This is a genomic window from Leptolyngbya sp. CALU 1928 (assembly GCF_056784215.1).
The window spans coordinates 1-25,803 of the sequence record NZ_JBXBCE010000001.1 but is presented as its reverse complement, the minus strand read 5'-3'; the positions used below and the strand labels follow the sequence as shown (position 1 = coordinate 25,803).

At 48.8% G+C, this 25,803-nt stretch carries 24 protein-coding genes; 14 read left to right on the top strand and 10 right to left on the bottom strand.

Annotated features, from left to right (window positions below):
* Positions 1-114 precede the first annotated feature (114 nt).
* On the bottom strand, positions 115-1,146 hold the full coding sequence (locus tag AC1S5B_RS00120) for a permease (protein WP_482033688.1): 1,032 nt from the start codon (positions 1,144-1,146) through the stop codon (positions 115-117).
* Positions 1,147-1,363: 217 nt separating this feature from the next.
* Here AC1S5B_RS00120 and AC1S5B_RS00115 point away from each other — a divergent pair, with 217 nt between their 5' ends.
* Positions 1,364-1,609, top strand: a complete 246-nt coding sequence (locus AC1S5B_RS00115; protein ID WP_482033687.1) for a hypothetical protein — start codon at positions 1,364-1,366, stop codon at positions 1,607-1,609.
* A 44-nt stretch (positions 1,610-1,653) separates the two neighbouring features.
* Here the strand turns inward: AC1S5B_RS00115 and AC1S5B_RS00110 are convergent, their stop codons facing one another.
* The gene (locus AC1S5B_RS00110) at positions 1,654-2,259 is read right to left on the bottom strand and encodes a TVP38/TMEM64 family protein (protein WP_482033686.1); all 606 of its coding nucleotides are present in this window, start codon (positions 2,257-2,259) and stop codon (positions 1,654-1,656) included.
* A gap of 271 nt (positions 2,260-2,530) precedes the next feature.
* On the opposite strand from AC1S5B_RS00110, the gene AC1S5B_RS00105 reads away from it, so the two are divergent.
* The 5 genes from AC1S5B_RS00105 (at position 2,531) to AC1S5B_RS00085 (ending at position 7,887) form a co-directional block, all read left to right on the top strand.
* Positions 2,531-4,132: a M16 family metallopeptidase gene (locus AC1S5B_RS00105; RefSeq protein WP_482033685.1), complete on the top strand. Its 1,602-nt coding sequence runs from the start codon at positions 2,531-2,533 to the stop codon at positions 4,130-4,132.
* A gap of 128 nt (positions 4,133-4,260) precedes the next feature.
* Positions 4,261-5,334 (top strand): fatty acid desaturase, encoded by a 1,074-nt coding sequence (locus tag AC1S5B_RS00100; RefSeq protein ID WP_482033684.1) that lies wholly within the window; start codon positions 4,261-4,263, stop codon positions 5,332-5,334.
* An 83-nt stretch (positions 5,335-5,417) separates the two neighbouring features.
* Entirely contained in the window at positions 5,418-5,750 is a 333-nt protein-coding gene (locus tag AC1S5B_RS00095; RefSeq protein ID WP_482033683.1) for an isochorismate lyase, read from the top strand.
* Between the two features lie 101 nt (positions 5,751-5,851).
* On the top strand, positions 5,852-6,823 hold the full coding sequence (locus AC1S5B_RS00090; protein WP_482033682.1) for a CobW family GTP-binding protein: 972 nt from the start codon (positions 5,852-5,854) through the stop codon (positions 6,821-6,823).
* A complete protein-coding gene (locus tag AC1S5B_RS00085; protein ID WP_482033681.1) occupies positions 6,820-7,887 on the top strand; it encodes a WD40 repeat domain-containing protein in 1,068 nt (355 codons plus the stop codon). Before AC1S5B_RS00090 ends, AC1S5B_RS00085 begins: the two co-directional genes overlap by 4 nt.
* A gap of 73 nt (positions 7,888-7,960) precedes the next feature.
* Here the strand turns inward: AC1S5B_RS00085 and AC1S5B_RS00080 are convergent, their stop codons facing one another.
* Positions 7,961-8,170 carry a hypothetical protein gene (locus AC1S5B_RS00080; RefSeq protein WP_482033680.1) on the bottom strand — a complete coding sequence of 70 codons (210 nt, stop codon included), beginning with the start codon at positions 8,168-8,170 and terminating at the stop codon, positions 7,961-7,963.
* An 809-nt stretch (positions 8,171-8,979) separates the two neighbouring features.
* Here AC1S5B_RS00080 and aroF point away from each other — a divergent pair.
* A complete protein-coding gene (aroF, locus tag AC1S5B_RS00075; RefSeq protein ID WP_482033679.1) occupies positions 8,980-9,861 on the top strand; it encodes a 3-deoxy-7-phosphoheptulonate synthase in 882 nt (293 codons plus the stop codon).
* 94 nt (positions 9,862-9,955) lie between these two features.
* Positions 9,956-10,774, top strand: coding sequence for an SPFH domain-containing protein (locus tag AC1S5B_RS00070; protein WP_482033678.1), 819 nt, complete (start codon positions 9,956-9,958; stop codon positions 10,772-10,774).
* Positions 10,775-10,808: 34 nt separating this feature from the next.
* On the opposite strand, the gene folP is transcribed toward AC1S5B_RS00070, so the two are convergent.
* The 4 genes from folP to AC1S5B_RS00050 all read right to left on the bottom strand — a co-directional run bounded on the left by folP (position 10,809) and on the right by AC1S5B_RS00050 (position 13,647).
* Positions 10,809-11,645 carry a dihydropteroate synthase gene (gene folP, locus AC1S5B_RS00065; RefSeq protein WP_482033677.1) on the bottom strand — a complete coding sequence of 279 codons (837 nt, stop codon included), beginning with the start codon at positions 11,643-11,645 and terminating at the stop codon, positions 10,809-10,811.
* An 11-nt stretch (positions 11,646-11,656) separates the two neighbouring features.
* Positions 11,657-12,388, bottom strand: coding sequence for a triose-phosphate isomerase (gene tpiA, locus AC1S5B_RS00060; protein ID WP_482033676.1), 732 nt, complete (start codon positions 12,386-12,388; stop codon positions 11,657-11,659).
* Positions 12,389-12,582: 194 nt separating this feature from the next.
* On the bottom strand, positions 12,583-12,987 hold the full coding sequence (locus AC1S5B_RS00055) for an NIL domain-containing protein (protein WP_482033675.1): 405 nt from the start codon (positions 12,985-12,987) through the stop codon (positions 12,583-12,585).
* 162 nt (positions 12,988-13,149) lie between these two features.
* Entirely contained in the window at positions 13,150-13,647 is a 498-nt protein-coding gene (locus AC1S5B_RS00050; RefSeq protein ID WP_482033674.1) for a GNAT family N-acetyltransferase, read from the bottom strand.
* Positions 13,648-13,868: 221 nt separating this feature from the next.
* Here AC1S5B_RS00050 and AC1S5B_RS00045 point away from each other — a divergent pair, with 221 nt between their 5' ends.
* The 5 genes from AC1S5B_RS00045 (at position 13,869) to AC1S5B_RS00025 (ending at position 20,270) form a co-directional block, all read left to right on the top strand.
* Positions 13,869-14,558, top strand: a complete 690-nt coding sequence (locus AC1S5B_RS00045; RefSeq protein WP_482033673.1) for a diheme cytochrome C — start codon at positions 13,869-13,871, stop codon at positions 14,556-14,558.
* Positions 14,559-14,670: 112 nt separating this feature from the next.
* Positions 14,671-17,508, top strand: coding sequence for a preprotein translocase subunit SecA (gene secA / locus AC1S5B_RS00040; protein ID WP_482033672.1), 2,838 nt, complete (start codon positions 14,671-14,673; stop codon positions 17,506-17,508).
* Between the two features lie 8 nt (positions 17,509-17,516).
* Positions 17,517-18,953, top strand: a complete 1,437-nt coding sequence (locus AC1S5B_RS00035; RefSeq protein ID WP_482033671.1) for an FAD-dependent oxidoreductase — start codon at positions 17,517-17,519, stop codon at positions 18,951-18,953.
* 283 nt (positions 18,954-19,236) lie between these two features.
* On the top strand, positions 19,237-19,569 hold the full coding sequence (locus AC1S5B_RS00030; protein ID WP_482033670.1) for a hypothetical protein: 333 nt from the start codon (positions 19,237-19,239) through the stop codon (positions 19,567-19,569).
* A 233-nt stretch (positions 19,570-19,802) separates the two neighbouring features.
* On the top strand, positions 19,803-20,270 hold the full coding sequence (locus AC1S5B_RS00025; protein ID WP_482033669.1) for a CAAD domain-containing protein: 468 nt from the start codon (positions 19,803-19,805) through the stop codon (positions 20,268-20,270).
* 118 nt (positions 20,271-20,388) lie between these two features.
* Here the strand turns inward: AC1S5B_RS00025 and AC1S5B_RS00020 are convergent, their stop codons facing one another.
* The 3 genes from AC1S5B_RS00020 to AC1S5B_RS00010 form a co-directional block, all read right to left on the bottom strand.
* Complete coding sequence (locus AC1S5B_RS00020; protein WP_482033668.1) at positions 20,389-21,210, bottom strand: transglutaminase domain-containing protein; 822 nt, start codon at positions 21,208-21,210, stop codon at positions 20,389-20,391.
* A 106-nt stretch (positions 21,211-21,316) separates the two neighbouring features.
* Positions 21,317-22,012, bottom strand: a complete 696-nt coding sequence (locus AC1S5B_RS00015) for a Uma2 family endonuclease (RefSeq protein WP_482033667.1) — start codon at positions 22,010-22,012, stop codon at positions 21,317-21,319.
* Positions 22,013-22,079: 67 nt separating this feature from the next.
* Positions 22,080-23,054 carry a class I SAM-dependent methyltransferase gene (locus AC1S5B_RS00010; RefSeq protein WP_482033666.1) on the bottom strand — a complete coding sequence of 325 codons (975 nt, stop codon included), beginning with the start codon at positions 23,052-23,054 and terminating at the stop codon, positions 22,080-22,082.
* A gap of 116 nt (positions 23,055-23,170) precedes the next feature.
* Between AC1S5B_RS00010 and AC1S5B_RS00005 the strand changes: the two genes are divergently transcribed.
* Positions 23,171-25,750 (top strand): M1 family aminopeptidase, encoded by a 2,580-nt coding sequence (locus AC1S5B_RS00005; protein ID WP_482033665.1) that lies wholly within the window; start codon positions 23,171-23,173, stop codon positions 25,748-25,750.
* Positions 25,751-25,803: the final 53 nt, after the last annotated feature.

Below are 25,803 nucleotides of genomic sequence, written 5' to 3'. Positions count from 1 at the left end.
GGAATGAAAAGGACAAAGGATACCGTGTAGAAAAACTAAAGATTAGGTGACATTCAACATCTGCTATTTCCTATCTTGCATTCGCCACTCGCCATTCTGCATTCGTCATTCGTTTTAACTCACATACAAATTAATGAACAACGCGAATAAGAAGGTGAGTGAACCAGCCAGCGCAAACAGATAGAAAACGGCTCTAGGCTTGAAGATAGATAGCATTAAGCCGATGCCTTTCAGGTCAATCATTGGACCAAAAACTAGGAAGGCAAGTAGGGAGCCAGTGGTGAAAGTAGCGGAAAAAGACAAGGCAAAAAATGCATCGACGGTGGAGCAGATAGACACGATCGCCGCTAACAGCATCATCGCCACAATGGAGCTAATTGGACCTTGACCCAAAGCCAGCACTGCTTCTCTTGGAATGAATACTTGAACTGCCGCCGCGATCGCGCTTCCCAAAATCAACACCCCACCCAATTCGCGAACCTCTTGCAGCATCGCATCGAGCATCAGATTCAGCTTGTAAGCAAAGGGCTTATCTGCGATCGCCGCTGCCGCCATCTGCTCAAACTCAGCCAAATCGATCGGTTGACTAGACTGCCCTAAAAAATAGGTTCCTGACTGTAGCAAGGGTGGAGTTGACTGGGCTGACTTACTTTTTGCCCCTCTCGGTTCACGACTTTTGATCGGCATTGCCAACGCAACCGCAGGCTGTAGAAGTGGACGTAAATCTCGCTGAAAGCTAAACACCCAACCAATTAGAGTCGCAATCACTAAGGAACACCCAATTCGTAAAAAGGCGATTTCTGGCTGATCGCGAAACGCCGTCCAAGTTGCCCAAAAGACAATGGGGTTGATAGTGGGAGCCGCCAGCAAAAAGCCAATCGCCACCGAAGAAGGCGCTCCTTGCATCAGCAGTCGCCTTGCCACAGGCACGTTACCACACTCACAAACCGGAAATAGAAAACCAACGCAGCTTCCAAACAAAGCGCCCAAGAATGCGCCACGGGGCATCCATTGCACGAGCTTGCGTTCATCTACAAAAAATTGCAGCAGCCCGGAGAACAACACCCCTAGCAGCAAAAAGGGGAACGCCTCCACCAACAAGCTGAGGAGTAGCGTAAATCCACTGTTTAGCTGGACAGAATTCATGCGCGTACAGGAACAGTCAAGATAGCTTCGACATTCTACTGTAATTGGTTTGGATTAGGAGCAGACTCTAGCGATCGCCTTTTCGTGTCTTTCTGTACTATTACTTGCGACATATGGCAAGAATTAAAAATATTTTTTAATATATAGACACAAAGGAGCGTAAGTGCTTAACAAAACTGTTTTTCCTGTATGACAACCTTAACCAGAGGCTAACTCTATGAATCCAAAGTTATCGAATAAGCTTGATCCTTTTTCGATGAACCTTAAGCAGGGCATCTGGTTTTTTGGTGTTTCCTCCTGGCTATTTGGCATCACCGATCGCACAATTGCGTGTTTTTCTGATGGCTACCTTTCCGCTCTAGACATCACTCAACTATTTACCGCCTCTTTCTTCTTCGTTAGCTGGCTTTTCCTCAAACCGTTGCGCCCATTAGACGAAGAAGACAGCAAGATTAAGCTTTAAAACCTAAGCTTGATAGTTAGTTTCTATGGTTAACCCCTGCCTTCTTAGCTCCTGACTGCCCCTTTTTTTGTCAGCATAGGCAACAGAGACAGTCCCGTTAGCAAGCTGAGCGCAAATATCACAGGAACGCGATCGCCACCGCTCAGGGCAGTGTGTCCAGTCACACCCAGCCAAGCATAGGCAAAGGTGAGGGGAATGAGTCCCAAAAAAGTGCCCCACGTGTAGGTCTTCAGGTCAATGGGGGTTAAGCCAAACAAAAAGTTAAGCAGGCTAAAGGGCGACAGGGGAGTAAATCGGCTTGCCAACACTAAGGTAAAAGGATGGTCGGCGATCGCTTGATTGAGCCGCTGTAACAGAGTTAAATGTCCAAATTGGCGAGTAACCCAACTATGCAAGAGCGATCGGGCAAGTAGGAAAGCGCCCAGTGCGCCAAAAGTGGCTCCCAGCAAAGACCAGACTGTGCCCCAAACCAGCCCAAAAACCGCCCCGCCAACGAGAGACATAACATTGCCCGGAAACCCTAAACTGGTGGCTAGGGTGAACAGCAGCACAAAGAAAAATGGGGCATATTGACCCTGCTGGCGCACCAGATCGACTAGTACAGCTTCGTTGCAAAGCACCAGCGCTTGACTAAAAAAATACAGGGCCAATGGTATTCCAGTCCCAAAAGCTGCCCAGATCCATCGCTTTTGCGATCGCCTAATTTGCATGGTTCCTTAAAATCCTCACTCCACCGATCTGTACACTTTAATACGACAAGCCACGGGATTCCTATCTCTACGCAGCATGAGGTTGAAAACCAGAAGAAATTAAAATTTTTACTGCTCAGCCTGACCTTGAGTGTGAATAAGCTCTCAGTTCCAAACCTCATTGAGGCAAAGAGTTCGCTATTCTAAAGCAGTGCCATTGTTGAGTGTAACTATGAGTTTATTGTTGCGATCGCCCTGTGCTTTTTTTGCTTGGTTGCCTCGTCCACAGCGAGTACGTCATTGCTGTATTCTCTTGCTGGTGGGCTTACTAAGTTGGGGGATCGCACCCAAACCCGCGATCGCGCTGGCTGAAACTCCCACTGCAAACTCCATGGCTGTCAGTATTCAGCCTTATCTCGATCGCGTTATTCAAAAAGTGACCGAGTTTCGGCTAGAAAACGGCATGAAGTTTTTGGTGTTAGAACGGCATCAAGCACCTGTTATTTCCTTTGTTACCTATGCCGATGTCGGCGGCGCAGATGAACCCGATGGCAAAACAGGGGTTGCTCACTTTCTAGAACATCTCGCTTTTAAAGGCACCAGTCAAATCGGCACGACCGACGCGATCGCCGAAAAGCCTTTGTTAGACAAACTTGATCAACTGTCGGAGCAAATTCAGGCGACGACTGCCAAAGGTGAGACTCAAAAAGCCCTAGCCTTGAAAGCAGAGTTTACCAGGGTCGAAGAGGAAGCGGTCAAACTGGTCAAGCAAAACGAAATGGGACGCATTGTCGAGCAGGCTGGCGGTGTAGGACTGAATGCCAACACTTCCACCGATGCCACCCGCTACCTGTTTAGCTTCCCATCCAACAAACTAGAACTGTGGATGTCTCTGGAATCAGAGCGGTTTCTAGATCCGGTCTTTCGCGAATTTTACAAAGAACAAAACGTTATTTTAGAAGAGCGCCGCCTCCGCACCGACAACTCTCCGATTGGGCAGATGGTGGAAGCTTTTTTGGGAACAGCATTTAAAAAACATCCCTATCTTCGCCCGGTGATTGGTTATGACAAAGACATTCGCGGCTTAACTCGGCAAGATGTTACCCAGTTTTTCGAGCAATATTATGTGCCGAATAACCTGACGATCGCGATCGTGGGAGATGTCAACCCAGCCGAAGTGAAGCGCTTAGCAACCACCTATTTTGGACGCTATAAGGCACAGCCCAAGCCACCCCAAGTGACTGTTGTGGAACCGCCTCAAACCGCAACTCGCGAGGTGACCATCAGCCTCAAATCTCAGCCATGGTATCTGGAAGGCTATCACGCTCCAGCATTTCGCGATCCAGACTACGTGATCTACGACATGATTGGCAGCATTCTCAGCAGTGGACGTACCTCTCGCCTGTATAAAACGCTGGTCGAACAGCAGCAAATCGCCTTGACGGCTCAAGGGTTTACCGGGTTTCCGGGTAATAAATTCCCTAACCTGATGCTGTTCTATGCGCTCACGGCTCCGGGACATACCGTTGATGAAGTGGCGGCATCCCTGCGAGCCGAAATCGATCGCCTGAAAACTGACCTGGTTTCCGCTGAAGAATTGGAACGCGTCAAAACTCAGGCACGAGCCGGATTGCTGCGATCGCTCAACTCCAATATGGGCATGGCGCAAGCATTATTGGAATATGACGTGAAGACCGATGACTGGCGCAACCTGTTTAAGGAACCTGATCGCATTGCGGCGATTAGCGCGATCGACATTCAGCGAGTCGCCAAAGCCACTTTCACGCCCCAAAATCGCACCATCGGCAAATTGCTACCGAAAGAATCACTGTGAGATTTCCGTAACGATCCCGTAACATTTTGAGTCGTAAAAGAGTAGAATGACTGCGGTTATCTCCTGTGTCGCGTGCCTTTCACGAATGACGCAGATTGGGCTGAAAACTCAGATATATTGGAAACTACGTGCAATCAAATACCGTTCTCAATCCAGCGCCTGCTCAAGGCTCTACCTCTCGGACTCCTGAGCTACCGTTTACGTTGCAAGACTTGAAGGCTGCGATTCCGGCTTATTGCTTCGAGCCGTCCGTTAGCAGATCCCTCGCTTACTTTTTCCTAGATATTGGCATGATTGCGGGACTCTACGCGATCGCCTATCGCCTCGATTCCTGGTTCTTCTTCCCGTTTTTCTGGTTGATGCAAGGCACCTTATTCTGGTCGCTGTTCGTCGTTGGGCACGACTGCGGACACGGCTCTTTTTCTAAGATCAAATGGCTGAATAGCTTGGTTGGACACCTTGCCCACACGCCAATTTTGGTGCCTTATCACGGCTGGCGGATTAGTCATCGCACCCACCACGCCAACACGGGCAACATCGACACCGACGAAAGCTGGTATCCCACTTCACAATCCACCTACGAGCAAATGACCTGGTATGAAAAGCTGTTCCGGTTTAATTTGCCGCTCATCGCCTATCCGATTTACTTGTTTCGGCGATCGCCCGACCGTGAAGGCGGCTCCCACTTTTTACCCGGCAGTTCGCTGTTTCGCCCCTCAGAAAAATGGGATGTATTGACCAGCACGGCAGCAATCTTAGGCATGGTCGGCTTTCTAGGCTGGCTCACCTACACATTTGGCTGGCTGTTTTTGGTGCAGTACTATGTCATGCCCTACATCGTATTCGTCATCTGGCTCGATTTGGTCACCTTTTTGCACCACACCGAATCCGATATTCCTTGGTATCGCGGTGACGATTGGTATTTCCTCAAAGGTGCCCTTTCTACCATCGATCGCGACTATGGCTTCATTAACTCCATTCATCACGATATTGGCACCCACGTGGCGCATCACATTTTCTTGAACATGCCCCACTACCACCTGAAGACAGCGACCGAAGCCATCAAACCCATCTTGGGCGATTACTACCGCAAATCCGATCAGCCAATCTGGAAAAGCTTCTTCCGCTCTCAAAAGGAGTGCCAGTTTGTCCCGGATGAAGGCTCCGGCGTGTGCTATCAGCCAAACCTCAAAATTCGGTAAAGACACGGGCTAAACTTCTGAAGAAGGCGGATGGGTAGGCAACCAAACCTTTTCCATTCGCTTTTTTGCTGGTTATACTAGTCATGCCTCAAACAATAATTGAGACGATGAAACAGCCTGATGAATGTACGAATATGCAAGATATTCGGAGGGAAATCGACCGGATTGATAGGCAAATCATTGTGGCTTTGGGTGAACGTTTTGCCTATGTCAAAGCGGCGATTCCGTTCAAAACTGATGTTGAGAGCGTCAAAGCTCCAGAGCGCTTGAAACAAATGCTGCAAGAGCGACGAGCGTGGGCAAGTTCAGCGGGGTTAGATCCAGAGGCGATCGCTCAGTTTTACGAGGCATTGATCCAGCACTTCATCTCCGCCGAAATGCAGCATTGGCAAGCTATGGAAGCAAAACCGGATTGATCCTTGAGAAGATTTTTCTTGCGGCGATCGACTCTCTCACCTAGATCATGAATTATGAGCGATAATGGTTCTCGTTCCTAAATAATATGAGCATCTAAAACATGGTCAACACCGCAACAGCAAATTCGGTTCCTGTGACCCTGCTTACAGGTTATTTAGGAGCAGGCAAAACCACGCTGCTAAACCGCATTCTCACCCACGAACACGGCAAAAAAGTTGCGGTGATTGTCAATGAGTTTGGAGATGTGGGCATTGATCACCAGCTAATCATCAATGCGGATGAAGAAATTTTTGAGATGAATAACGGCTGCATTTGTTGCACCGTGAGGGGTGACCTGATCCGCATTATTGGCAATCTGATGAAGCGGCGGGACAAATTTGACCATCTGGTGATTGAAACTACTGGGCTGGCTGACCCGGCTCCGGTGATTCAAACTTTTTTCATGGATGAAGATGTGCAGGCGCAAACCAATCTCGATTCAGTCGTGACGGTGGTAGATGCCAAGCATATCTCGCAACATTGGGACGCGGAAGAGGCGCAGGAACAGATTGCTTTTGCCGATGTGGTGCTGCTCAACAAAACTGATTTGGTTACACCTGAAGCCTTAGATGCCTTGGAACGAAAAATTCGCAGCATGAACGCCCTTGCCAAAATCTATCGCACCCATAACGCCGAATTGGAAATGGACGCTTTGCTGGGAATTGGTGCGTTTGATCTGGATCGGGCATTGGAAATTGATCCGGACTTCCTCAATGAAACTGCTCACGAACATGATGAAACGGTGGGTTCTGTGGCGATCGTGGAATCGGGTGAGCTAGATGGCATTAAGCTCAATGAATGGCTTGGTAAATTGCTACAAACCCAAGGTCCCAATATTTTTCGGATGAAAGGCATTTTGACGATCGCTGGTGAAGATCAACGCTTTGTGTTTCAGGGTGTTCATATGCTGTTTGATGGCAAAGCCGATCGCCCCTGGAAAGACGGAGAAACCCGCAAAAATGAACTGGTTTTCATCGGTCGCAACTTGGACGAAGCTCAACTGCGAGAGGATTTTCGGGAATGTTTGGTGTGAAAACAAAAAAGCAGGGTGAGTTTGAACATCATTGGCAGGGAACGCTAGCGGAATATATTACGGCGATCGCTTGGTCGCCCAATGGTCACTATCTAGCAGCAACTTCTGCGGCAGGCGAAGTGAGCTTACTAGATATTAAACTGCGGCAGGTCACCTTGCTAGAAGCGAGTAGTGGACAGTCAATGGACTGCGTTGCGTTTTCCCAGGATGGCAAGTTTTTAGCCGCCGCCGGACAGCAAGGGCTGGTAAAAATCTGGCAGTTCCAGGCTGAGTCACCCGTGCTGATCACCACTATAGAGACTCGCGCAACTTGGATTGATCGCCTAGCGTGGAGTCCAACCAGCCCTTGTCTTGCCTTTCAACTGGGCTTTTGTATACAAATTTGGGATGCAGAAGCCGCTCACGTTGTCGAAACCTTGAGCCTTGATGCTACGGCTCAAGATTTGGGTTGGCACCCCGATGGGCAAGCACTCGGGATCGCCGTTAAAAACAGCATCCGCATTTGGAACACCCAAACCTGGGAACTTGAGCACGACTGGGAAACAGCCGCACCTAGTTCTGCGATCGCTTGGTCGCCCGATGGACATTATATCGCTGCGGGTGGACACGATCGCACCCTGCTGGTGTGGCAGTGGGGCGGTGAGTATCCTTGGCAAATGCAAGGATTTCCCAGTAAGGTCAGCCAGCTTGCTTGGTCGGATCAAGCCTCTCCGTCTGGCGCACCGCTGCTGATTGCCAGCAGTGGAGATAGCATAGTGAGATGGGAAAAGGATCAAGACGAACAAATTGGTTGGAATGCCACCGAGTTGAAGCATCATCAGGAGAAGATTAGCGCGATCGCCTTTCAGTTCCATTCCTTTTTACTCGCTTCCGCTTCAAAAGATGGGCAAATTAGTCTATGGCATCACGCTAAAACCCTTTCCCTTACTCTAAAAGGCGCGGCTAATGGCTTTTCCTGTCTAGCGTGGCATCCCCAAGGTCATCAGCTTGCCGCAGGTGGACAAAACGGAGAACTTTTTATCTGGTCTCAAGCGCTGCCTGGGAAAGGTTTTGGAAGCCGCTAAACCACAAGACAGTTAAAAAGCTGATAAGTAGGATTACTAGGAAACTAGGAATTGGTAGGATCAAAACTTTTAGTTAAACGTAGCGCCCACCAGAACCGCCAGTACGCTTTGGACCCCCGATATCTGGAGGTGGTTCATAAGAGCATACCCACCACTGAGAAGCTTGCTGCTGTAAATCAACCTCTTTGGGTGCCGCATTGTCCGCTGCAAAGGAAGCAATCAACGCTTTAGAGACAGCAAAATTTCTCGATTGAAATCCTGATAGCCCAGAGGCTACCGTCATCAGCGATATTATGCAAATTACAGAGTTACGGAACACGTTCATTAGGTTTGAATTTGTGCTTTGCTTAATATTAGGTCTATTATCTGAATCTGCCCAGTAGATCTACGGATTTTTTATAAAGATGTCTTGAAGCGAGGAGTATATGCATTAAACCTTCTCGTCTTTAGCAATATTTTCCTTGGAAAGGCTCTCGTTACAATTGTTTCAGGGCAAAGTATGTTCATCAATTATTAAAGTCAGTAAATGTAGTGAGCAAAAGACATAGTTCAAGCATGAGTCGCTGAAACCAGCCTTTAAACAATCTTTCTCAATCGATACCATTGAACCCGGACAGCTTCATCAGACTTTTACATAATTTATGCTTTTGTAAGCGGCGGCATGCATACCCAAAGGAGGAGATATTTCCCATAAAACTTGGAAAAACGATTCCATTAGGGCTTGACTGCATCTCTAGGCTTTGTTAACTTTGCTTAGTGAGATATAAATCAATTCCCCAAAAAGATGATGATCTTGTTTAACTTTTATTTTTGGTATCCAGCGGTTCACCGGAGGTGAGCATCGTTGATGCTATCTACTGGTGAGCCGCAGAGTGACATCTGCGGCTTTTTGTTTTTCTAGGTATTTTCCCTAACTTAATTTATTTCTCGTTTCATCTAATGGCTCAACAGTTCGGTTGGTTTTCTATCTTTTATTTTTGGATCAGGGAATCTTCTGGGTAAACTGCTGTGCAAAGCCTGTTTTCGCCCGGAACTCTCTAGCTCCGGGCTTTTTTGTATGTTCTATTACGCTTTTTTGAAGGAGTTTAGTCTGTGTTAGAAGCTAAATTGGCAATGAAATCTCAACCCAATCATCAGACGGTGATTTCCCTCTCTAAGCAGGTGATGATTGGTGGCGATCGCCTAGTGGTAATTGGCGGACCGTGTTCAGTTGAAGGACGGGATCAAATGGAGCAGGTCGCTCAGTCGCTTTCCGCGATCGCGGTTGCTGCATTGCGGGGGGGCGTATACAAACCGCGCACTTCGCCCTACAGTTTCCAGGGCATGGGCATCGACGGGTTACGAATCTTAGCCGCGATGCGAGAACAGTATGGAATGCCTGTGGTGACGGAAGTGATGGCGATCGCCCAAATTGAGCCAGTCTGCGCCTACGCCGATATGTTGCAAATTGGTAGCCGTAACATGCAAAATTTTGAATTACTTAAAGCCGTAGGGCAAGCAGGCAAGCCCGTCCTGCTAAAACGGGGCTTAGCCGCAACGGTGGAAGAGTTTGTCATGGCAGCGGAATATATTTTGGCGCATGGCAACCCCAATGTGGTGCTGTGCGAACGAGGCATCCGCAGTTTCGACTCCTTCACTCGCAATGTGCTGGATTTGGGCGCAGTAATTGGCTTGAAACAACTGACCCATTTGCCTGTGATTGTTGATCCTAGCCATGCGGCAGGGAAGCGGGAGTTGGTGCCGAACTTAGCAAAAGCCGCGATCGCGGCGGGTGCTGATGGACTAATCATCGAATGCCATCCCCTGCCTGAACAGTCGGTGTCTGATGCTCGTCAAGCCCTGTCTTTAGAAGCAATGGCTGAGTTGATGACCAATTTGGAACCGATCGCGGCGGCGGTGGGACGGTCAATTGGCGATTCGTCCAATGATCTCTACGGAAATCGTGCGGTGATGCCAATGGCAATGCCTGTTTAGACGCATCTCTCATTGAAACCGATCGTTAGGCACTGTATCCACAAAGCAAGGCTACAATTTCAGTAGAATTCCGACCTTTAGAGGCATTGATTTTGTGGATACAGTGCTCCCTTCATTAATTGTCATTGTCGCCTTAGCGATCGTGGGCTACATCATCGGCTCAATTAAAATTATCAACGAGGGCTATGAAGGCATTGTAGAGCGGCTTGGCAAATACCAACGCACCTTAAAGCCGGGACTCAATTTTGTAGTGCCGTTTTTAGACACTGTACTGGTAGAAAGCACCCGTGAACATCTTCTAGACGTTGATCCGCAGTCTGTCATCACTAAAGATCAAGTAACGATTATTGTTGATGCCATTTTGTCTTGGAGAATTTTGGATGTCCAGGCAGCCTATTATTCCGTAGAAAATGTTGAAGAATCGTTGAAGAGTTTGGTGCTGACTACGCTACGGGCAGAGATTGGGCATATGGATTTGCGAGAAACGATTTCTTCACGCAACAAGATCAGTCAAGTGCTATTAAAAGAGCTAGATAAACCCACTGCAACGTGGGGTGTTGAGGTGATTCGAGTGGAGGTGCAAGAAATTAAACTGCCATCCGCTTTGGAAAAGTCTTTAGAAAATGAACAGGCGGCAGAAAGCGAACGGCGGGCGGCTATTTCTAAGGCAGATGGGACGGTGGATTCGATCCGACGTATTGCCAAAGCGCTAAAGGAAGACAAGGATCAAACCTCCGAAATCTTAAAATATCTGCTTGCCCAACAGTATGTAGAAGCAAACTATGAGTTAGGCAAAAGTAATAACTCTAAAATTATCTTCATGCATCCGAAAGAGCTAAATGAAGCGATCGGTGGCTTAGTTGATAGTGAAGTGGCTGAAAATATTCAAAATATGGGTGGTGGGGAAGCTTAATATGAAGGAAAAAGGAAAAAGTGTGCCAGCAAGTTTAAGATCGCGATCTCCAGATGGCATCGGCAACCCGGCAAACATCTCGCATTTCGCGAACATCATGGACTCGTAGAATATCGGCACCGTGGGCGATCGCGGCACAGCACGCAGCCGCAGTTCCCCAAACCCGCTGTTTTGGATCGGGTTGCTCTAAAATATGCCCAATAAAACTCTTGCGCGAAACCCCGATCAGTACCGGACAACTAAGCGCCTGAAACGCCGATAGATGCCGCAAAATTTCAATATTTTGAGCGTAAGTTTTGGCAAAGCCAATGCCTGGATCAATCGCAATCAAGTCTCGTTTCACTCCTGCGGCAACGGCAGCCTCAATTCGCCCTTGCAGAAACGACATCAGTTCCCCAATCAAATCTTGGTAGTCGGTTAACTGCTGCATGGTTTCAGGTGTACCGCGAATGTGCATCAAAACGATCGGGATGCCTAGTTCTGCCACCGTTGCCAGCATTGTGGGATCGTAAGTTGCTCCCGAAATGTCATTGATCAGGTCGGCACCCGCCGCGATCGCCGCTGCTGCTACAGCCGCCCGTGTGGTATCCACTGAAATCGGTAGATCCATTTCTTGGCGCACCGCCTGCACCACCGGAACCACCCGTTGGAGTTCTTCTTGTAAAGAAATTTCTGCGGCGTGGGGGCGAGTCGATTGTCCACCGATATCTAAAATATCTGCCCCGGCATCCCGCAGCGATCGCGCCTGTGCTACGGCTTTCTCTACCGTATTAAACTCTCCTCCATCGCTGAAGCTGTCTGGAGTCGTGTTTAAAACGCCCATAATGTAGGTGCGAGCGCCCCAAGCAAACGAGTAATTGCGAATAAACAACGAAAATCACCCTAAATCTTTTGATAATTTACAATCCGCGCAAAGCTGTCGGGCTGTAAGCTGGCTCCGCCCACCAACGCCCCATCAATTTCTGGTTGCGCCATAATTTCATCCACATTATCTGGCTTCACAGAGCCGCCATATTGGATAGTCACATCGGTATTTTTTAATCGACTGCGAATCAACCCAATGACCTGATTGGCATCCTTCGCAGCACAGGTATCTCCCGTTCCGATCGCCCAAATTGGCTCATAGGCAACGATCAAATTAGTTTGATCAATATCCGTTAATCCACGTGCCAATTGCTCACAAATGATAGATTCTGTTTCACCCATATCTCGCTGTTGCTTGGTTTCACCCACACACAGAATGGGAGTCAATCCAGCATTTTGAGACGCTTTAATTCGCATATTCACCGTTTCATCGGTGTCTCCAAAATACTGCCGCCGTTCGCTGTGTCCCACAATTACATAGCGCACACCCATTTCAGTGAGCATGGTTGCGGAAATTTCGCCGGTATAAGCCCCACATTCTTCCCAATGAACATTTTGGGCACCTAAACGAATGCTGCTACCGTGCAAATTTTGGGACATTGCGAACAGATCTGTATAGGGCACACACAGGATGATGTGCCGATCTGGAGGAGTATCTTCCAACTGCGGCATAAACCCTTGCAGAAACTCTGAGGCTTCCAGTTGGGTTTTATACATCTTCCAGTTGCCAGCAATTACATTCTTACGCACGGGTCGCTCGGTGGGGTAAACAGGACAAAACTGAGAAACTCAGTCTTGTATGTAAGTCTACGGCTTTGTGGGAACCGAGGGAAGCCGGAGAAGGGAATGACGAGTGACGAACGGCGAATGGCGAGTGAAACAAGGGATAGTGTGGGGGATATCGAGCCTTACGAAACGTATCCTAGCAGAATGGCAAATGGGTTTTAAAGATTGGTAGAAATTGCCTGTACGGGGCAAGTGGGAACACACTGCTCACAAACAATGCAGCGCGATCGCGTGAAGTTGAGCTTAAAAGATGCTGGATCTAAGGTGAGCGCTTCAGTAGGACATACGCCCGTACAAAGCCCACAGTGAACGCAAACGTCTTCATCAATTACAATCTCGCGACTCGATGAAGACACTCCAATATCCTGCGATCGCATCCATTCGATCGCCGCCTCCAACTCATCAATATCTCCCAAAAGCTCAACTACTAGCTTGCCAATTTGATTGGGAGCCACCTGCGCCCGGATGATATTTGCTGCCACGTTAAAATCTTTTGCCAGCCGATAGGTGACCGGCATTTGCACCGATCGCTTGGGAAAGGTCAGAGTAACACGTTTTTTCACAACAGGTAGTTAGGTTTCAGGTTTCGGGTTTCAGGTGGAGTTAGACTTTTGCTGGAACTATTGCCATCGTGACATTTATTTTTTACTCCTGTCTTTTGGTGGATTGAGCGAAGTCGAAACGCACTCACCGAGATCGCGTGTGTTTTCACCCCTCGCCACTCGTCATTCGCCAGTTGCCACTCGCCACTCCCTGAAACCCGAAACCTGATCCCTAATTCCTTCAATTGGTTGATTATGCAAGACCATTGTGGTGCTGGTATTGGGTTCAAAGCCAATTTTTTTATAAAATTCTTGCTGGTGGGTGGTCATGAGGTAGACCCGCTCTACACGGCTGAGTTGGGGATGGCTGATCACGGTTTGTACCAGTTTTCGTCCGAGTCCTGCGCCCTGATAATCGGGATGGATGACTACATCCCAAATAGTGGCGCGATAAATACCGTCTGAGGTGGCGCGGGCGAAGCCAATCATCCGCTGTTCGTAGGGAGAGGCTTCCAAAGTATCCCAGGCGGTAATCACTGGATTGCTGTTCGCGATCGCAATTTGCAGGTCTTCGGAGCGGCGATCGCGTGCCCAAAATGCCGCGAGGTTGAACAACGCCTGAAGCTGCTGAAAATCAACCTGAGAATGGCGATCGCAAAACTGAATTTTTCGACAATCCATAGACCTAATTGCACTGAATGATTTCATTTAGACTACAAGAACCATTTCGGTAATAAATGAATCCTTTGATGCAGAAAACTTTGTCTTTTTAGAGGGGTTGACTGCTCCTTGATAAAACTTACGTGCCTGATTGCATACAGGCAGCGCTAGAATGCAATGTGGGACTTAGATACCTCACAGCCCTTTCTTCTAAATTATTCTGACTGGCAATTGTAGCTAGCATGACTTCTCCCAAACGCAATTTTCAAACAAACCGCGATCGCACGAGGCGCAAAAACCGTCAGTTTCAACCTCCTCAAAAGCGGTCTATTTGGGTATTGCTGGTGCTATTGCTGCTCTGGAGCTTGTGCCTAGGAATCGGTTTGGCACAAGCTATAGAACCCCCAAAATCGGCAGTCATTCCGTTTCAAGAACGAGATTCGACGGCTCAGCTTGCCGCACCGTCTGACTCTATAAAGCCTGATGCTGCTAAGCCTGACTCCACAACGCCTGATGCCATAACAACTGCGGCGATCGGCACCGTCGATGTGGTTCCAGACCGTCAGAAGTTGGGACAACAGCTTTATTTAGAAAATTGCGCCACTTGCCATATTGGGTTGCCACCTGCGGTGATGCCATCTCAAACTTGGCGATCGCTGCTGCAAGATGCCGACCACTACGGCGCAACCATCAAACCGTTAGTCAATCCTGAAGTTCAAATCGTCTGGCAATATCTGCGAGACTATTCCCGTCCGTTGGGTGCAGACGAACCCGTTCCCTACCGGGTTTATCAATCTTCTTATTTTCAATTGCTGCATCCGCGAGTCAAGTTTCCCGAACGAGCAAGTTTGACCACCTGCCTCTCTTGCCATCCCGGAGCCGGAACCTATGATTTCCGCACCCTCAGCGCCGAGTGGCAGAATGCACCGTGAGAATAAGGGTTGAATTTTGAGAGTCTTCGACTGATCAAAATTTTCCTATCGCAACCCGATTCTTGTCAGTGAAATTGCCAGTAAAAACTTAGAAATTTGCAATTATTCCGCCATGTTAAAAATGTTGCTGGGCGATCCGAATACACGGAAGCTCAAAAAGTATCAGCCGATTGTGACCGAAATTGCTCTGTTTGAAGCCGACATTCAACCCCTGTCAGACCAAGATTTAAAGGGGAAGACTGTTGAGTTTAGACAGCGGATTGAAAAGGGCGAATCCCTGAATGATTTGCTGCCCGAAGCCTTTGCGGTCGTCAGAGAAGCCGCCCGACGGGTATTAGGACTGCGCCACTTTGATGTGCAAATGTTGGGGGGCATGATTTTGCATGAAGGGCAGATTGCCGAAATGAGAACGGGGGAAGGAAAAACCCTGGTGTCTACCTTGCCTGCTTATCTGAATGCGATCGCCGGCAAAGGCGTACATGTTGTCACCGTTAACGACTATTTAGCGCGTCGCGATGCCGAATGGATGGGGCAAGTCCATCGCTTTTTGGGCTTGAGTGTGGGGCTAATCCAGCAAACCATGACCCCAGCCGAGCGCAAGAAAAACTACGCCTGTGACATCACCTACAGCACCAACAGCGAGTTGGGATTTGACTATTTGCGCGACAACATGGCGACTGATATCCAAGACGTGGTGCAGCGTCCGTTTAACTACTGCGTGATTGATGAAGTCGATTCGGTTTTGATTGACGAAGCCCGCACACCGCTGATCATCTCAGGGCAGGTCGATAACCCCAGTGAGAAATATCTGAAAGCGGCTGAGATCGCGGCGCAACTGGTTCGCCAAGTGGATGAAGATGACACCCAAGGACACTATGAGGTGGATGAGAAGCAGCGAAACGTGCTGCTGTCGGATGAAGGGTTTATTAAGGCAGAGCAAATTTTAGGAGTGACGGATCTGTTCGATCCGAAAGATCCTTGGGCGCACTATATTTTCAATGCGATCAAAGCCAAAGAGCTATTTATCCTAGATGTGAACTACATCGTTCGCAATGATGAAGTGGTGATTGTGGATGAGTTTACCGGGCGGGTGATGCCGGGTCGCCGCTGGAGTGACGGATTACATCAGGCGATTGAAGCGAAAGAGCGGGTGGAAATTCAACCCGAAACCCAGACCTTGGCAACGATTACCTACCAAAACTTCTTTCTGCTCTACCCCAATCTGGCAGGGATGACGGGCACTGCCAAAACTGAAGAAGCAGAGCTTGGCAAGATTTATAATCTGGACGTGACGACGATTCCAACCAATCGCTCTAACATTCGCCAAGACCAGTCGGATGTAGTGTACAAAACTGAAGATGCCAAGTGGAACGCGATCGCCCTAGAATGCGCTGAAATGAACAAAGCGGGTCGCCCTGTTCTCGTGGGCACCACCAGCGTTGAAAAGTCTGAGCTATTGGCTCGTCTATTGGAAGAAGTCAACACGCCCCACAACCTGCTCAATGCCAAGCCCGAAAACGTAGAGCGGGAATCGGAAATTGTGGCACAAGCTGGACGTAAAGGCGCAGTCACCATCGCCACCAACATGGCAGGACGCGGCACTGACATTATTTTGGGCGGCAACGCAGACTACATGGCGCGGCTGAAGCTGCGGGAATACTTCATGCCCCGGATTGTGCAGCCGGAAGATGAAAACGAATTTGGTGTAACCGATGTCCCCGGTGCCCACAGTACCAAAGGCGGGGGACAGGGCTTTGTTCCGGGTCGTAAGGTGAAAAGCTGGAAAGCGTCACCCCAAATTTATCCTACGAACCTTTCAAAAGAGACTGAAAAGTTGTTGAAAGAGGCAGTGGAATTTGCGGTCAAGCAGTATGGAGAGCGATCGCTGCCTGAGCTAGAAGCCGAAGATATGGTGGCGGTTGCCTCCGAAAAAGCGCCCACCGATGATCCCGTGATTCAAAAGCTGCGCCAAATTTACAATCAAATTCGCCAAGAGTACGAGGTTTTTACCAGTGCGGAACATGATGAAGTGGTGAATCTGGGCGGTTTACATGTCATCGGCACGGAGCGGCATGAATCTCGGCGGATTGATAACCAACTGCGGGGGCGGGCTGCTCGACAGGGTGATCCGGGTTCCACCAAATTTTTCCTCAGCCTGCAAGATAACCTGCTGCGGATTTTTGGCGGCGATCGCGTCGCGGGTTTGATGAATGCTTTCCGCGTGGAGGAAGATATGCCGATTGAATCGGGCATGTTAACCCGCTCCTTGGAAGGCGCACAGAAAAAAGTCGAAACCTATTACTACGACATTCGCAAACAAGTTTTTGAGTATGACGAAGTAATGAACAACCAGCGTCGAGCGATTTATGCCGAACGTCGCCGGGTGCTGGAAGGGCAAGACTTGAAAGAGCAGATGATCAAGTACGCCGAATTGACCATGGACGACATTGTCGGTGCCTTCGTCAATCCGGAACTGCCCCCCGAAGAATGGGAACTGGAGAAGCTTTCTAGCAAGGTGAAAGAATTTGTCTATCTCCTGGCAGATTTGGAACCCAAACAGCTAGAAGACTTTTCCATTGGGGAAATCAAAGCCTTCTTGCATGAGCAAGTCCGCATTGCTTACGACATTAAAGAGGCGCAAGTCGATCAACTTCAGCCCGGACTGATGCGGCAGGCAGAGCGGTTCTTCATCTTGCAGCAAATTGATACCCTCTGGCGTGAACACCTCCAGCAAATGGATGGACTGCGTGAATCCGTAGGCTTACGGGGCTATGGGCAAAAAGATCCGCTGATTGAATATAAGAGCGAAGGCTACGAATTCTTCCTGGAAATGATGACCGATATTCGCCGGAATGTGGTCTATTCTCTATTCCAGTTCCAGCCTCAACTCCAGCCGACTGCCACCGCTGTAACCGCTGGTGCTGGCGATATTACTGAATATGAGGAATAGTCAACGCTATGCCCGTTGACTACGATCTAGTTGTGATTGGCGGCACTACTGCGGGAGTGGAAGCCGCCATTTTTGCAGCGCACTTTAAAGCGCGTGTAGCACTGGTAACGCAAGGAATTTCTTTTTCTACGCTACCGGATTCACTAGTGATATCCGCGATCGCCCAACTTGGGCACAGGGCTGATTCATGGCAGCGATCGCAGCAATCGAGCCTCTGGTCTGAAACGGCATCTCCGACTGTGAACTGGCAAGCCGTGAAGCCTTGGATACAGGCGATCGCCCATAATCTAGACGAGCTACAGTCACCTTCTGCGCTGGCAACTCTTGGTATTGACATCATCACTGACAGCGGCGAATTTTGCCGTAAGCCAGCCCCCGGATTTCTGGTGGATGGACGACTGCTGCGATCGCGGTCTTACCTGCTTGCCCCGGCTCATCGCCCGCCGATTCCCGCCATACCCGGTTTGCAAGCCGCAGGGTATCAAACCCCGGCAACGCTTTTACAACTCGCTGCTTTACCGATAACCCTTGCGATCGTGGGCAGTACGACAGCCGCCGTAGAGCTTGCTCAAACGCTTCAGCGGTTGGGATGCCAAATTACTCTACTGATGACCACTGCTCAACTGCTCAACGAAGCGGATCGAGAGGTCTCTCAATTAATCCAGGCACAGCTTGAGGCAGAAGGAGTACAGGTGTGGCTAAATGTCAGCGTTAGTCAAGTGAAATCTGCGGATGGCAAAAAATCGGCTCAGTGGGGCGATCGTTCTCTCGTTGTAGATGACATTTTGCTAGCAACGGAGCAAATCCCTGATGTAGAAATCTGGAATCTGGATGCAATGAATGTGCAAAGGCTAAACCACGGGATTTTACGGAATTCTCAATTGCAAACCACCAACCCTAGCATTTACATTTGTGAAGGGCGCACAAGGCATTCTCTCTCGCTACAGCTAGCCGCTTATGAAGCCAAACTTGCAGTTAAGAATGCGCTATTCGTCCACAAGTTCTTCACCCAGTACCGAATCATTCCCTTTAGCACTCAAACTCATCCATCTGCCGCATGGCTAGGATTGACTGAACATCAGGCTGTTGAACAGTATGGCAAGGATGTCGTGGTTTTACGGCAACCGTTTTATACCCTGCACCAGGCTCAGATCCACAGTGACTTGACTGGTTTTTGCAAGCTGGTTGTGCAGCGAGATGGAACGCTGCTGGGTGCCCATGTCGTCGGAAACCACGCCGAAGAGTTCATTGGCACGATCTCGATCGCCTTCCAACAACGCCTCAAAATTCAAGCCCTCACCGATCTCGTTATCCCATCCTCCAGCTTTGCTGCAATTATTCAACAAACAGCGGCTAAATGGCAGAAACTTCGACTGAAACACCATCCACGCTGGCAAGATCTGCTAGAAGCCTATTTTGACATTCGGCGATCGCGATCAAAGTAATGGGATTAAAACCTATCCCTTTGGTTGAGATCGCCCGTGCCCTACGATCTCTCACATTACAAATATATTTCCCAGGCTCATCCACACTTCATAATTCATCATCAATGATTTGCAGTCAATCCCGCATAATGCTCAGTGCATCTTGGCTTGGTTCTATTGACAACTATTAAGTAAATTTCCTTAGATGCTTATGAAGCTGACTAAAAATATCCTAGGTTTTACCGTAGGGGTATCTTTTCCAGTCCGGTTAAATCAATGTATTGTTCCGAACCGAGATCGTCCTATGTTTTTAGACCTTAACCACAATGATTTACTCACGCTTGAGCAGCAGCGGATAGAGCGATTTCGGGCTGTGTCTCTTCAGTCTTTATCGCTATGTTTTCTCCATCTAAACCCTAACAATCTGCTAGCCATCCATTGCACGGAGCCTTGGATGGTCGATCAATTGTTGTATGACATGGAAAAACTTTGCTGGGATGCCTGGGTGCTTGTTGGGGCAACTCGCCTATCAATTTACTATGTCCAAGAAGAAATTTTTACTGCCCTTACTCAACAGTTAGGAGAACCTGAACCTATGCGATCGCGCACCTCTTTAAAGCAACAGCACAGCATTTAAAGTTTAGCCATTTCTCCTCTCAGACGGTCAGAAAAAACAACATCGTCAAGAAAATCACATGGAATCTTTTTAAATACCGTTTACAGATTTAGGAATATCGAGTATTTATCTATCTGACTGCATATGTCATTTATCAGAAAAGTTAGTCAAAATAGTTCTATCAAGCCGTTGGTATTTAGTGGTGGTGACTCCCCCAACAGGCAGTATTTAGGTTGTTGTTCCAGGTAATGAATATGAACTCCGAAATTACAGAAACTGAAATTCCAGTGGTAACCCCCTCCGACTATAGCGATCCTGCTTACAGCGATCCTGCCATGCTGCCGATTTCTGATGAGCCGCTTCTTCTACCCCCTGGTGAATCTAGTAGCGATGTTAAGCAACAACTGAACGAGGCTGGAGAGCGCGTCTCCAAGTTTTTGGCTGGGTTGCCTGAATACTTGTCTGACTTTTTTAGCGAATATCGTCGTCCTTTGATTACCTTGGGACTACTTTTTGGCGGCATCTTAGCCGTTAAGATGACATTAGCGTTACTCGATGCCGTGGATGACATTCCGCTACTGGCTCCAGTTTTACAGTTGATTGGGCTTGGATATAGCGCTTGGTTTGTCTATCGCTATCTGTTGAAGGCATCAACACGCCAAGAATTAGGACAAGAGCTAGGTGAATTGAAGGATCAAATTGTTGGGAATTTGCCAAAATAGTTGGTTAATCTTCAGCGATTAGTCAGCAATTAGTAATCAAACTTAAAAAGTCAGAAATCAGCCCTTTACGTGATTTCTGACTTTTATTTTTGTCCCCTTATTCCCTTTTTTCTTTTCCCTATTCCCTGACTCCTTCCCCCACTGCTTCCACTCCTACTTTCATTTCTAGCAGTTGCATTGCCCCAAACTGGGTAGAAAGGGCAACGTCCGTGGCATCGCAGCCATAGGCGATCGCGATTCGGTTGCCCCGTGGTTCTTTTTGAGTCGCATCAAAGGTATACCAGCGTCCTTCTGTTGGAGTTTCAGCGCGATCGCCCACATAGGCTTCAAACCAGGCATGAAGATCCATTGGATCAAGCTGATAGAGATAGCCCACGACCATCCGAGCCGGAATATTGAGGCTGCGGCAGAGGGCAATTCCTAAATGGGCAAAATCCCGGCAGACTCCCACACGGCTATGGGCGGTGTCCATGGCGGAAGTTGAGGCATCGCTGGTGCCATATTGATAGTCCACCTGGGTTTGAATCCAGTGCCGAATGGCTTCTACTTGGTCATAGCCTGGAGCAGCATCACCGACGATTTCTAATGCCAAGTCGCCCACTTGATCCGATTGGCAGTAACGACTAGGCAGCAGAAACCGCAGCACGTCTTCTGGTAGATTTTGAATCGGCACAAAGGGCGCACCCGGAAACACATCAATCTCAGCAGCAGATTCGACACACGCGGTGGTATGCAGCCGAAACGCGCCCGTTGGCACCACTAACCGCTGACATAGGTTACCAAAGGTGTCAGTATATTCAGTGACGGAAACGTTGGGTTCAAGCAAGTAGGTTTCCGCCACAACCCACTGTCCCTGACCACTGCGAGGGCGCAGCATGAAAATGACGGGGGTTGGTTCGCTGGCTTCAAACAAAATTTCACATTCGGCAGTCAACCGCATCGTCGCCTCCATGCACTCTGTTTAGGCTTATTGTGTGGTTATAACGCAATTTTATCGATCGCTTTTGCTCCTGTTGAGCGATCGCGGTGTCAATCTAAAAGCTCAATTACCAAGGTTTTTGTTTGCATACCCAATCGCGTACCCATTGGCGAAAGGCTTTCATAACGGCGTTGCGTCCTATAGTTCTACTGTCTTCCAGGAATTGCAGGATGATCTGCTTGAGTGGCATTTTGGGAAAAGTTGGGCTTTCGTTAACTTCAATATATTCACCGTCTTGTAGAATTTTGATTTGCAATTGAGCGCGATCGAACTGCCACAATTCCGGTACTTTCAATGCTTGATAAATATCGGGATGAGTGCGAGAGGTGATATCAATTTCAAGCGCTAAGTCAGGCGGTGGATCAACGGTTAAATCGAGTCGCTTCTTTCCTCGAATCGCGGCTTCGTTCTTAATATAAAAACATTGATCGGGTTCCAAGCCTTGCCCAAGTTGTTTGCTCTTAAAAGTCGTTGAGCCAAGTGTCCTGAATTCGATGTCTAACTCTTCCAGGAGAGCTTTTAGGAGGTCGCCAATAATTTCTTTATCATCTTCATGTTCGGGTAGCGGCATCCAAATCTCCAAAACACCGTTGTCGTAAGCAAGACGAGAACCGCGATGGTTCCCTAGCTCGTCCAAAATCGCCTCAAATTCTTGCCAGGAGACATCGTAGAGCAGAACTTTCTGTCCGGGAGGAACGCTGAGTTGTCGGAGTGCCAGTTGTACCATTGTGTTTGCAGAAATGGGTCGCTCTAGTTTAGTCACTCCTTAATCTTACGAGAATCTTACAAGTCGGTAATTAAAGCCACATTTTCACCTCCACGTTGGTTAATCACATAGATCTCGCTTGGGCAACAATCGTTCGATGGCGGGGCGTATTGCGGGTAATGGTGGGGCGATCGAATCCAGCATCGGCGATCGCCTGTTCTATATCCAACGCAAAGTATTGATCTAGATAGGGTTCAGTGCTTTTGAGCAGCGTCAGAATGTAGGGCGGCATTTTGGCATAAATCTCTGATTTAGGGTTCATATCCATAATTGCCAAATGACCACCGGGACGCAGCAAGCGACGGGCTTCCTGCAAAATCGCGATCGCGGCTGCTTGGGGCAACTCATGAAACATCAGACAAGTCGATACCAAATCATAGGAAGCGCTCGGTAAGCCTGTGGCTTCGGCAGCGGCATGAACCCAACGGGGCGTTGAGGGTGTGTGTGGAGTATCCAGAAAGCGGGCTTGTACTCCGTAAGCCTGATCTTGCGATCGCAACTGGGCGCGATGGTGGGCGATCGCAAGAAAATAGGGCGACAAATCAACTCCCGTCAGCTTTGCATCTGGAAAAGCCGCTTGTAGCGCAAAGGTACTCATGCCCACACTACAGCCCAAATCCACAATATCGGTGGGCAGTTCTAACAACTGGGCTTTCATCGCCTCATGGTAGCTTTGGCGTAACCGAGAGTCTCCCGTTGCGTCGCCCTCTTGCCAAATTCGCGCATGGACGGCGTGGGCAGCAACTTCCACTTCTAAGGCAGGTTCCCAGCCCAAATTCCCTTCTTCATAGGCGTGAAAGGATGTGGTGTAGTAAGCGGGATAGTGTAAATCGGGATTTTGCACCGCAGTTAGATCCGCGCTCCAGTCTCGTGCCCTCAGGGTCGCTACTTCCTCTAGCCAAGGCACGCCGATGTCGTCCGCCCGTTGAATCATCATTTGACGAGCGCGGTTTTTTGCCAGAGCGGCGATCGGTTTAATTGCCAGAATGCCATTGACTAAACGAGAAGCGAGGCTGGGTGCCGAAATAGTAGCAGTCATAAAAAATTAGGTAAAACGATTGTAAATATCCAAACTCATTATCCAGCACGTAGCCTAGGCAAGCGAGTAAAGACTACAATTACTTTTCTAGACAATGTTTCCCTAGTTGCCCCACCATGCAGTCACACCTGAATCCTAATAACGGTCACAAGTCTTTTGAATTGCCCGGTGCGAAACCTCACTACAATCCCGATCGCCCTGGGCAGGTGGAGCATATTTTTTTAGATCTCATTCTGGACATTCCCAACCAGAGCTACGAAGGAACGTGCAGCACTCAGATTAAGCCCGTTCGCAGTGGAATCGCGTTCTTCACCTTCGATGCCGTCAACTTGATCATTGACGCAGTAACCGTGGCAGAAACTCCGCAGAAGTTTGACTATGACGGGGAACAACTGCATGTGCAGCTAACTGAGCCAACGGAAGCTGGAAAAATAGTGACCGTGGCGATCGCCTATCGTGTGGAAAAACCTCAGCGTGGATTGTATTTCATCGCGCCCGATAAGCACTACCCCAATAAGCCCGTGCAGGTGTGGACTCAAGGCGAAGATGAAGATTCTCGCTTTTGGTTTCCCTGCTTCGACTATCCAGGGCAACTGGCAACTTCAGAAATTCGGGTGAAAGTGCCCAAAACCCTGATTGCCATCTCCAATGGTGAATTGGTGAAAATAAAAGAAGCGGGCAAGTCCAAAATTTTTCACTGGCATCAAAAGCAGGTGCATCCTACTTATCTGATGACGCTTGCCGTGGGTGATTTTGCTGAACTACGAGATGAGTGGAATGGCAAACCCGTCACTTATTACGTGGAGAAAGGGAAAGAAGCTCAAGCTCAGATCAGCATGGGCAAAACGCCGCGCATGATTGAGTTTTTTAGTGAGAAGTACGGTTACGCCTACCCATTTCCTAAATATGCTCAGGTTTGCGTCGATGATTTTATCTTTGGCGGCATGGAAAACACCTCCACGACACTGTTGACTGATCGCTGCCTGATTGACGAACGAGCCGCGATCGACAACCGCAATACCGAAAGTTTGGTTGCCCATGAATTGGCGCATCAATGGTTTGGGGATCTCGTGGTGATCAAACACTGGTCACACGCATGGCTGAAAGAAGGCATGGCATCCTATTCCGAGGTGATGTGGACGGCTCATGAATACGGTGCTGAGGATGCCGCCTACTATCTGCTCAACGAAGCCCGCAACTATTTAGAAGAAGACAAGTCTCGCTATCGTCGCCCGATTGTTACCCACGTGTATCGAGAAGCGATCGAACTCTACGATCGCCACCTCTACGAAAAAGGAGCCTGCGTCTATCACATGATTCGGGCAGAGTTGGGCGAGGATCTGTTTTGGAAGGCGATCGCTCAATTTGTCAACGACAACGCCCACCGAACGGTTGAAACGATCGACCTATTGCGTGCTATTGAAACCGCCACCGGACGCAATCTGCTGTTCCTGTTCGACCAATATGTCTTTCGGGGCGGACACCCCGACTACAAAGTCGCCTACTCCTGGGATAGCGACAGCAATCTGGCAAAAGTCAGCGTCACCCAAATCCAAGCCAGCGATAGCAACAGCAAAGATCTATTTGACCTGAAAATTGCGATCGCTTTTGGCTACGTGGCAGAGTCATCAGAGAAGCCACACCTCAAGTCCTTCACCGTGCGACTGTGCGATCGCGAACAATCCTTCTACTTTCCGCTAGAACAAAAGCCACACTTCATTAGCTTTGACGTGAACAATCCCACGCTGAAAACCGTAGCGCTGGAATATCCAATGCCCGAACTCAAAGCCCAGCTACAGCACGATCCCGATCCGGTTTCTCGCATCTACGCCGCCGAAGCCCTGGCAAAAAAAGGCGGATTAGAGTCCGTCAATGCTCTTGCCGCCGCCCTGAAACAAGAGCCATTCTGGGGTGTACGGGTGGAAGTGGTGAAAAATTTGGCAAGCATTAAGCTGGATCAGGCATTTGCAGGCGTGCTGATGGGTCTAGAAGATACCGATGCCAAAGTGCGTCGCGCCACCGTGGAAGCCTTAGCAACCATCAAAACCATCGATAGCTACAAAGCCTTGAAGCCGATTGTGGAAAAAGGCGATGCTAGCTATTACGTGGAAGCTGCCGCCATTCGTGCGTTAGGCGGCATTGCCGGAGCCAACTTGGCGGATGTGAAAGAAGAAAAAATCTTGAAACTGCTGAAGTCGGTGCTAAAAGAGCGCCAAGGCTGGAATGAAGTAGTGAGATCGGGTGCGATCGCGGCTCTCAGCCAAATAAAAACCTCAGAAGCCGCATTGGATATAGTTCTCGACTACACAGAACCAGGCATTCCCCAAGCCTTGCGACTCGCCGCCATTCGCGCCCTCGGCACCCTCTCCAGCGGACAAACCAACGTCAACCTAGAGCGGATCTTAAATCGGCTGCAAGAACTCTCACGAGAAAGCTTCTTCCTCACCCAAGTTGCTGTTGCCAACGCCCTGGGACAAATGGAAACCGCCAAAGCGATCGCGATTCTCCAAGGCTTGGCAGACCAAACCCCCGATGGTCGGGTGCGCCGCATTGCTGAAGAAGCCGTGCAAAAAGTGCAGAAAAGCTGCGGATCAGACAAAGCCGTCAAACAACTCCGCACTGAACTCGATCAGGTAAAACAGGAAAACCAAGATCTGAAAAGTCGTCTAGAAGCTCTAGAAGCCAAAGCCAAATAGGTTTCAATCAAACAAAACCTCGTAGAAAATTAGATTTTTAACAAGTACAAACC

Excerpts from the sequence above, each read along its gene's own strand:
- AC1S5B_RS00105 (WP_482033685.1), top strand. The coding sequence starts at position 2,531 with ATGAGTTTATTGTTGCGATCGCCCTGTGCTTTTTTTGCTTGGTTGCCT.
- AC1S5B_RS00120 (WP_482033688.1), bottom strand. The coding sequence starts at position 1,146 with ATGAATTCTGTCCAGCTAAACAGTGGATTTACGCTACTCCTCAGCTTG.
- AC1S5B_RS00050 (WP_482033674.1), bottom strand. The coding sequence starts at position 13,647 with ATGGATTGTCGAAAAATTCAGTTTTGCGATCGCCATTCTCAGGTTGAT.
- AC1S5B_RS00030 (WP_482033670.1), top strand. The coding sequence starts at position 19,237 with ATGTTTTTAGACCTTAACCACAATGATTTACTCACGCTTGAGCAGCAG.
- AC1S5B_RS00080 (WP_482033680.1), bottom strand. The coding sequence starts at position 8,170 with ATGACGGTAGCCTCTGGGCTATCAGGATTTCAATCGAGAAATTTTGCT.
- AC1S5B_RS00035 (WP_482033671.1), top strand. The coding sequence starts at position 17,517 with ATGCCCGTTGACTACGATCTAGTTGTGATTGGCGGCACTACTGCGGGA.
- AC1S5B_RS00090 (WP_482033682.1), top strand. The coding sequence starts at position 5,852 with ATGGTCAACACCGCAACAGCAAATTCGGTTCCTGTGACCCTGCTTACA.
- AC1S5B_RS00095 (WP_482033683.1), top strand. The coding sequence starts at position 5,418 with ATGCCTCAAACAATAATTGAGACGATGAAACAGCCTGATGAATGTACG.
- AC1S5B_RS00115 (WP_482033687.1), top strand. The coding sequence starts at position 1,364 with ATGAATCCAAAGTTATCGAATAAGCTTGATCCTTTTTCGATGAACCTT.
- AC1S5B_RS00025 (WP_482033669.1), top strand. The coding sequence starts at position 19,803 with ATGAACTCCGAAATTACAGAAACTGAAATTCCAGTGGTAACCCCCTCC.
- AC1S5B_RS00045 (WP_482033673.1), top strand. The coding sequence starts at position 13,869 with ATGACTTCTCCCAAACGCAATTTTCAAACAAACCGCGATCGCACGAGG.
- AC1S5B_RS00010 (WP_482033666.1), bottom strand. The coding sequence starts at position 23,054 with ATGACTGCTACTATTTCGGCACCCAGCCTCGCTTCTCGTTTAGTCAAT.
- secA (WP_482033672.1), top strand. The coding sequence starts at position 14,671 with ATGTTAAAAATGTTGCTGGGCGATCCGAATACACGGAAGCTCAAAAAG.
- AC1S5B_RS00020 (WP_482033668.1), bottom strand. The coding sequence starts at position 21,210 with ATGCGGTTGACTGCCGAATGTGAAATTTTGTTTGAAGCCAGCGAACCA.
- AC1S5B_RS00005 (WP_482033665.1), top strand. The coding sequence starts at position 23,171 with ATGCAGTCACACCTGAATCCTAATAACGGTCACAAGTCTTTTGAATTG.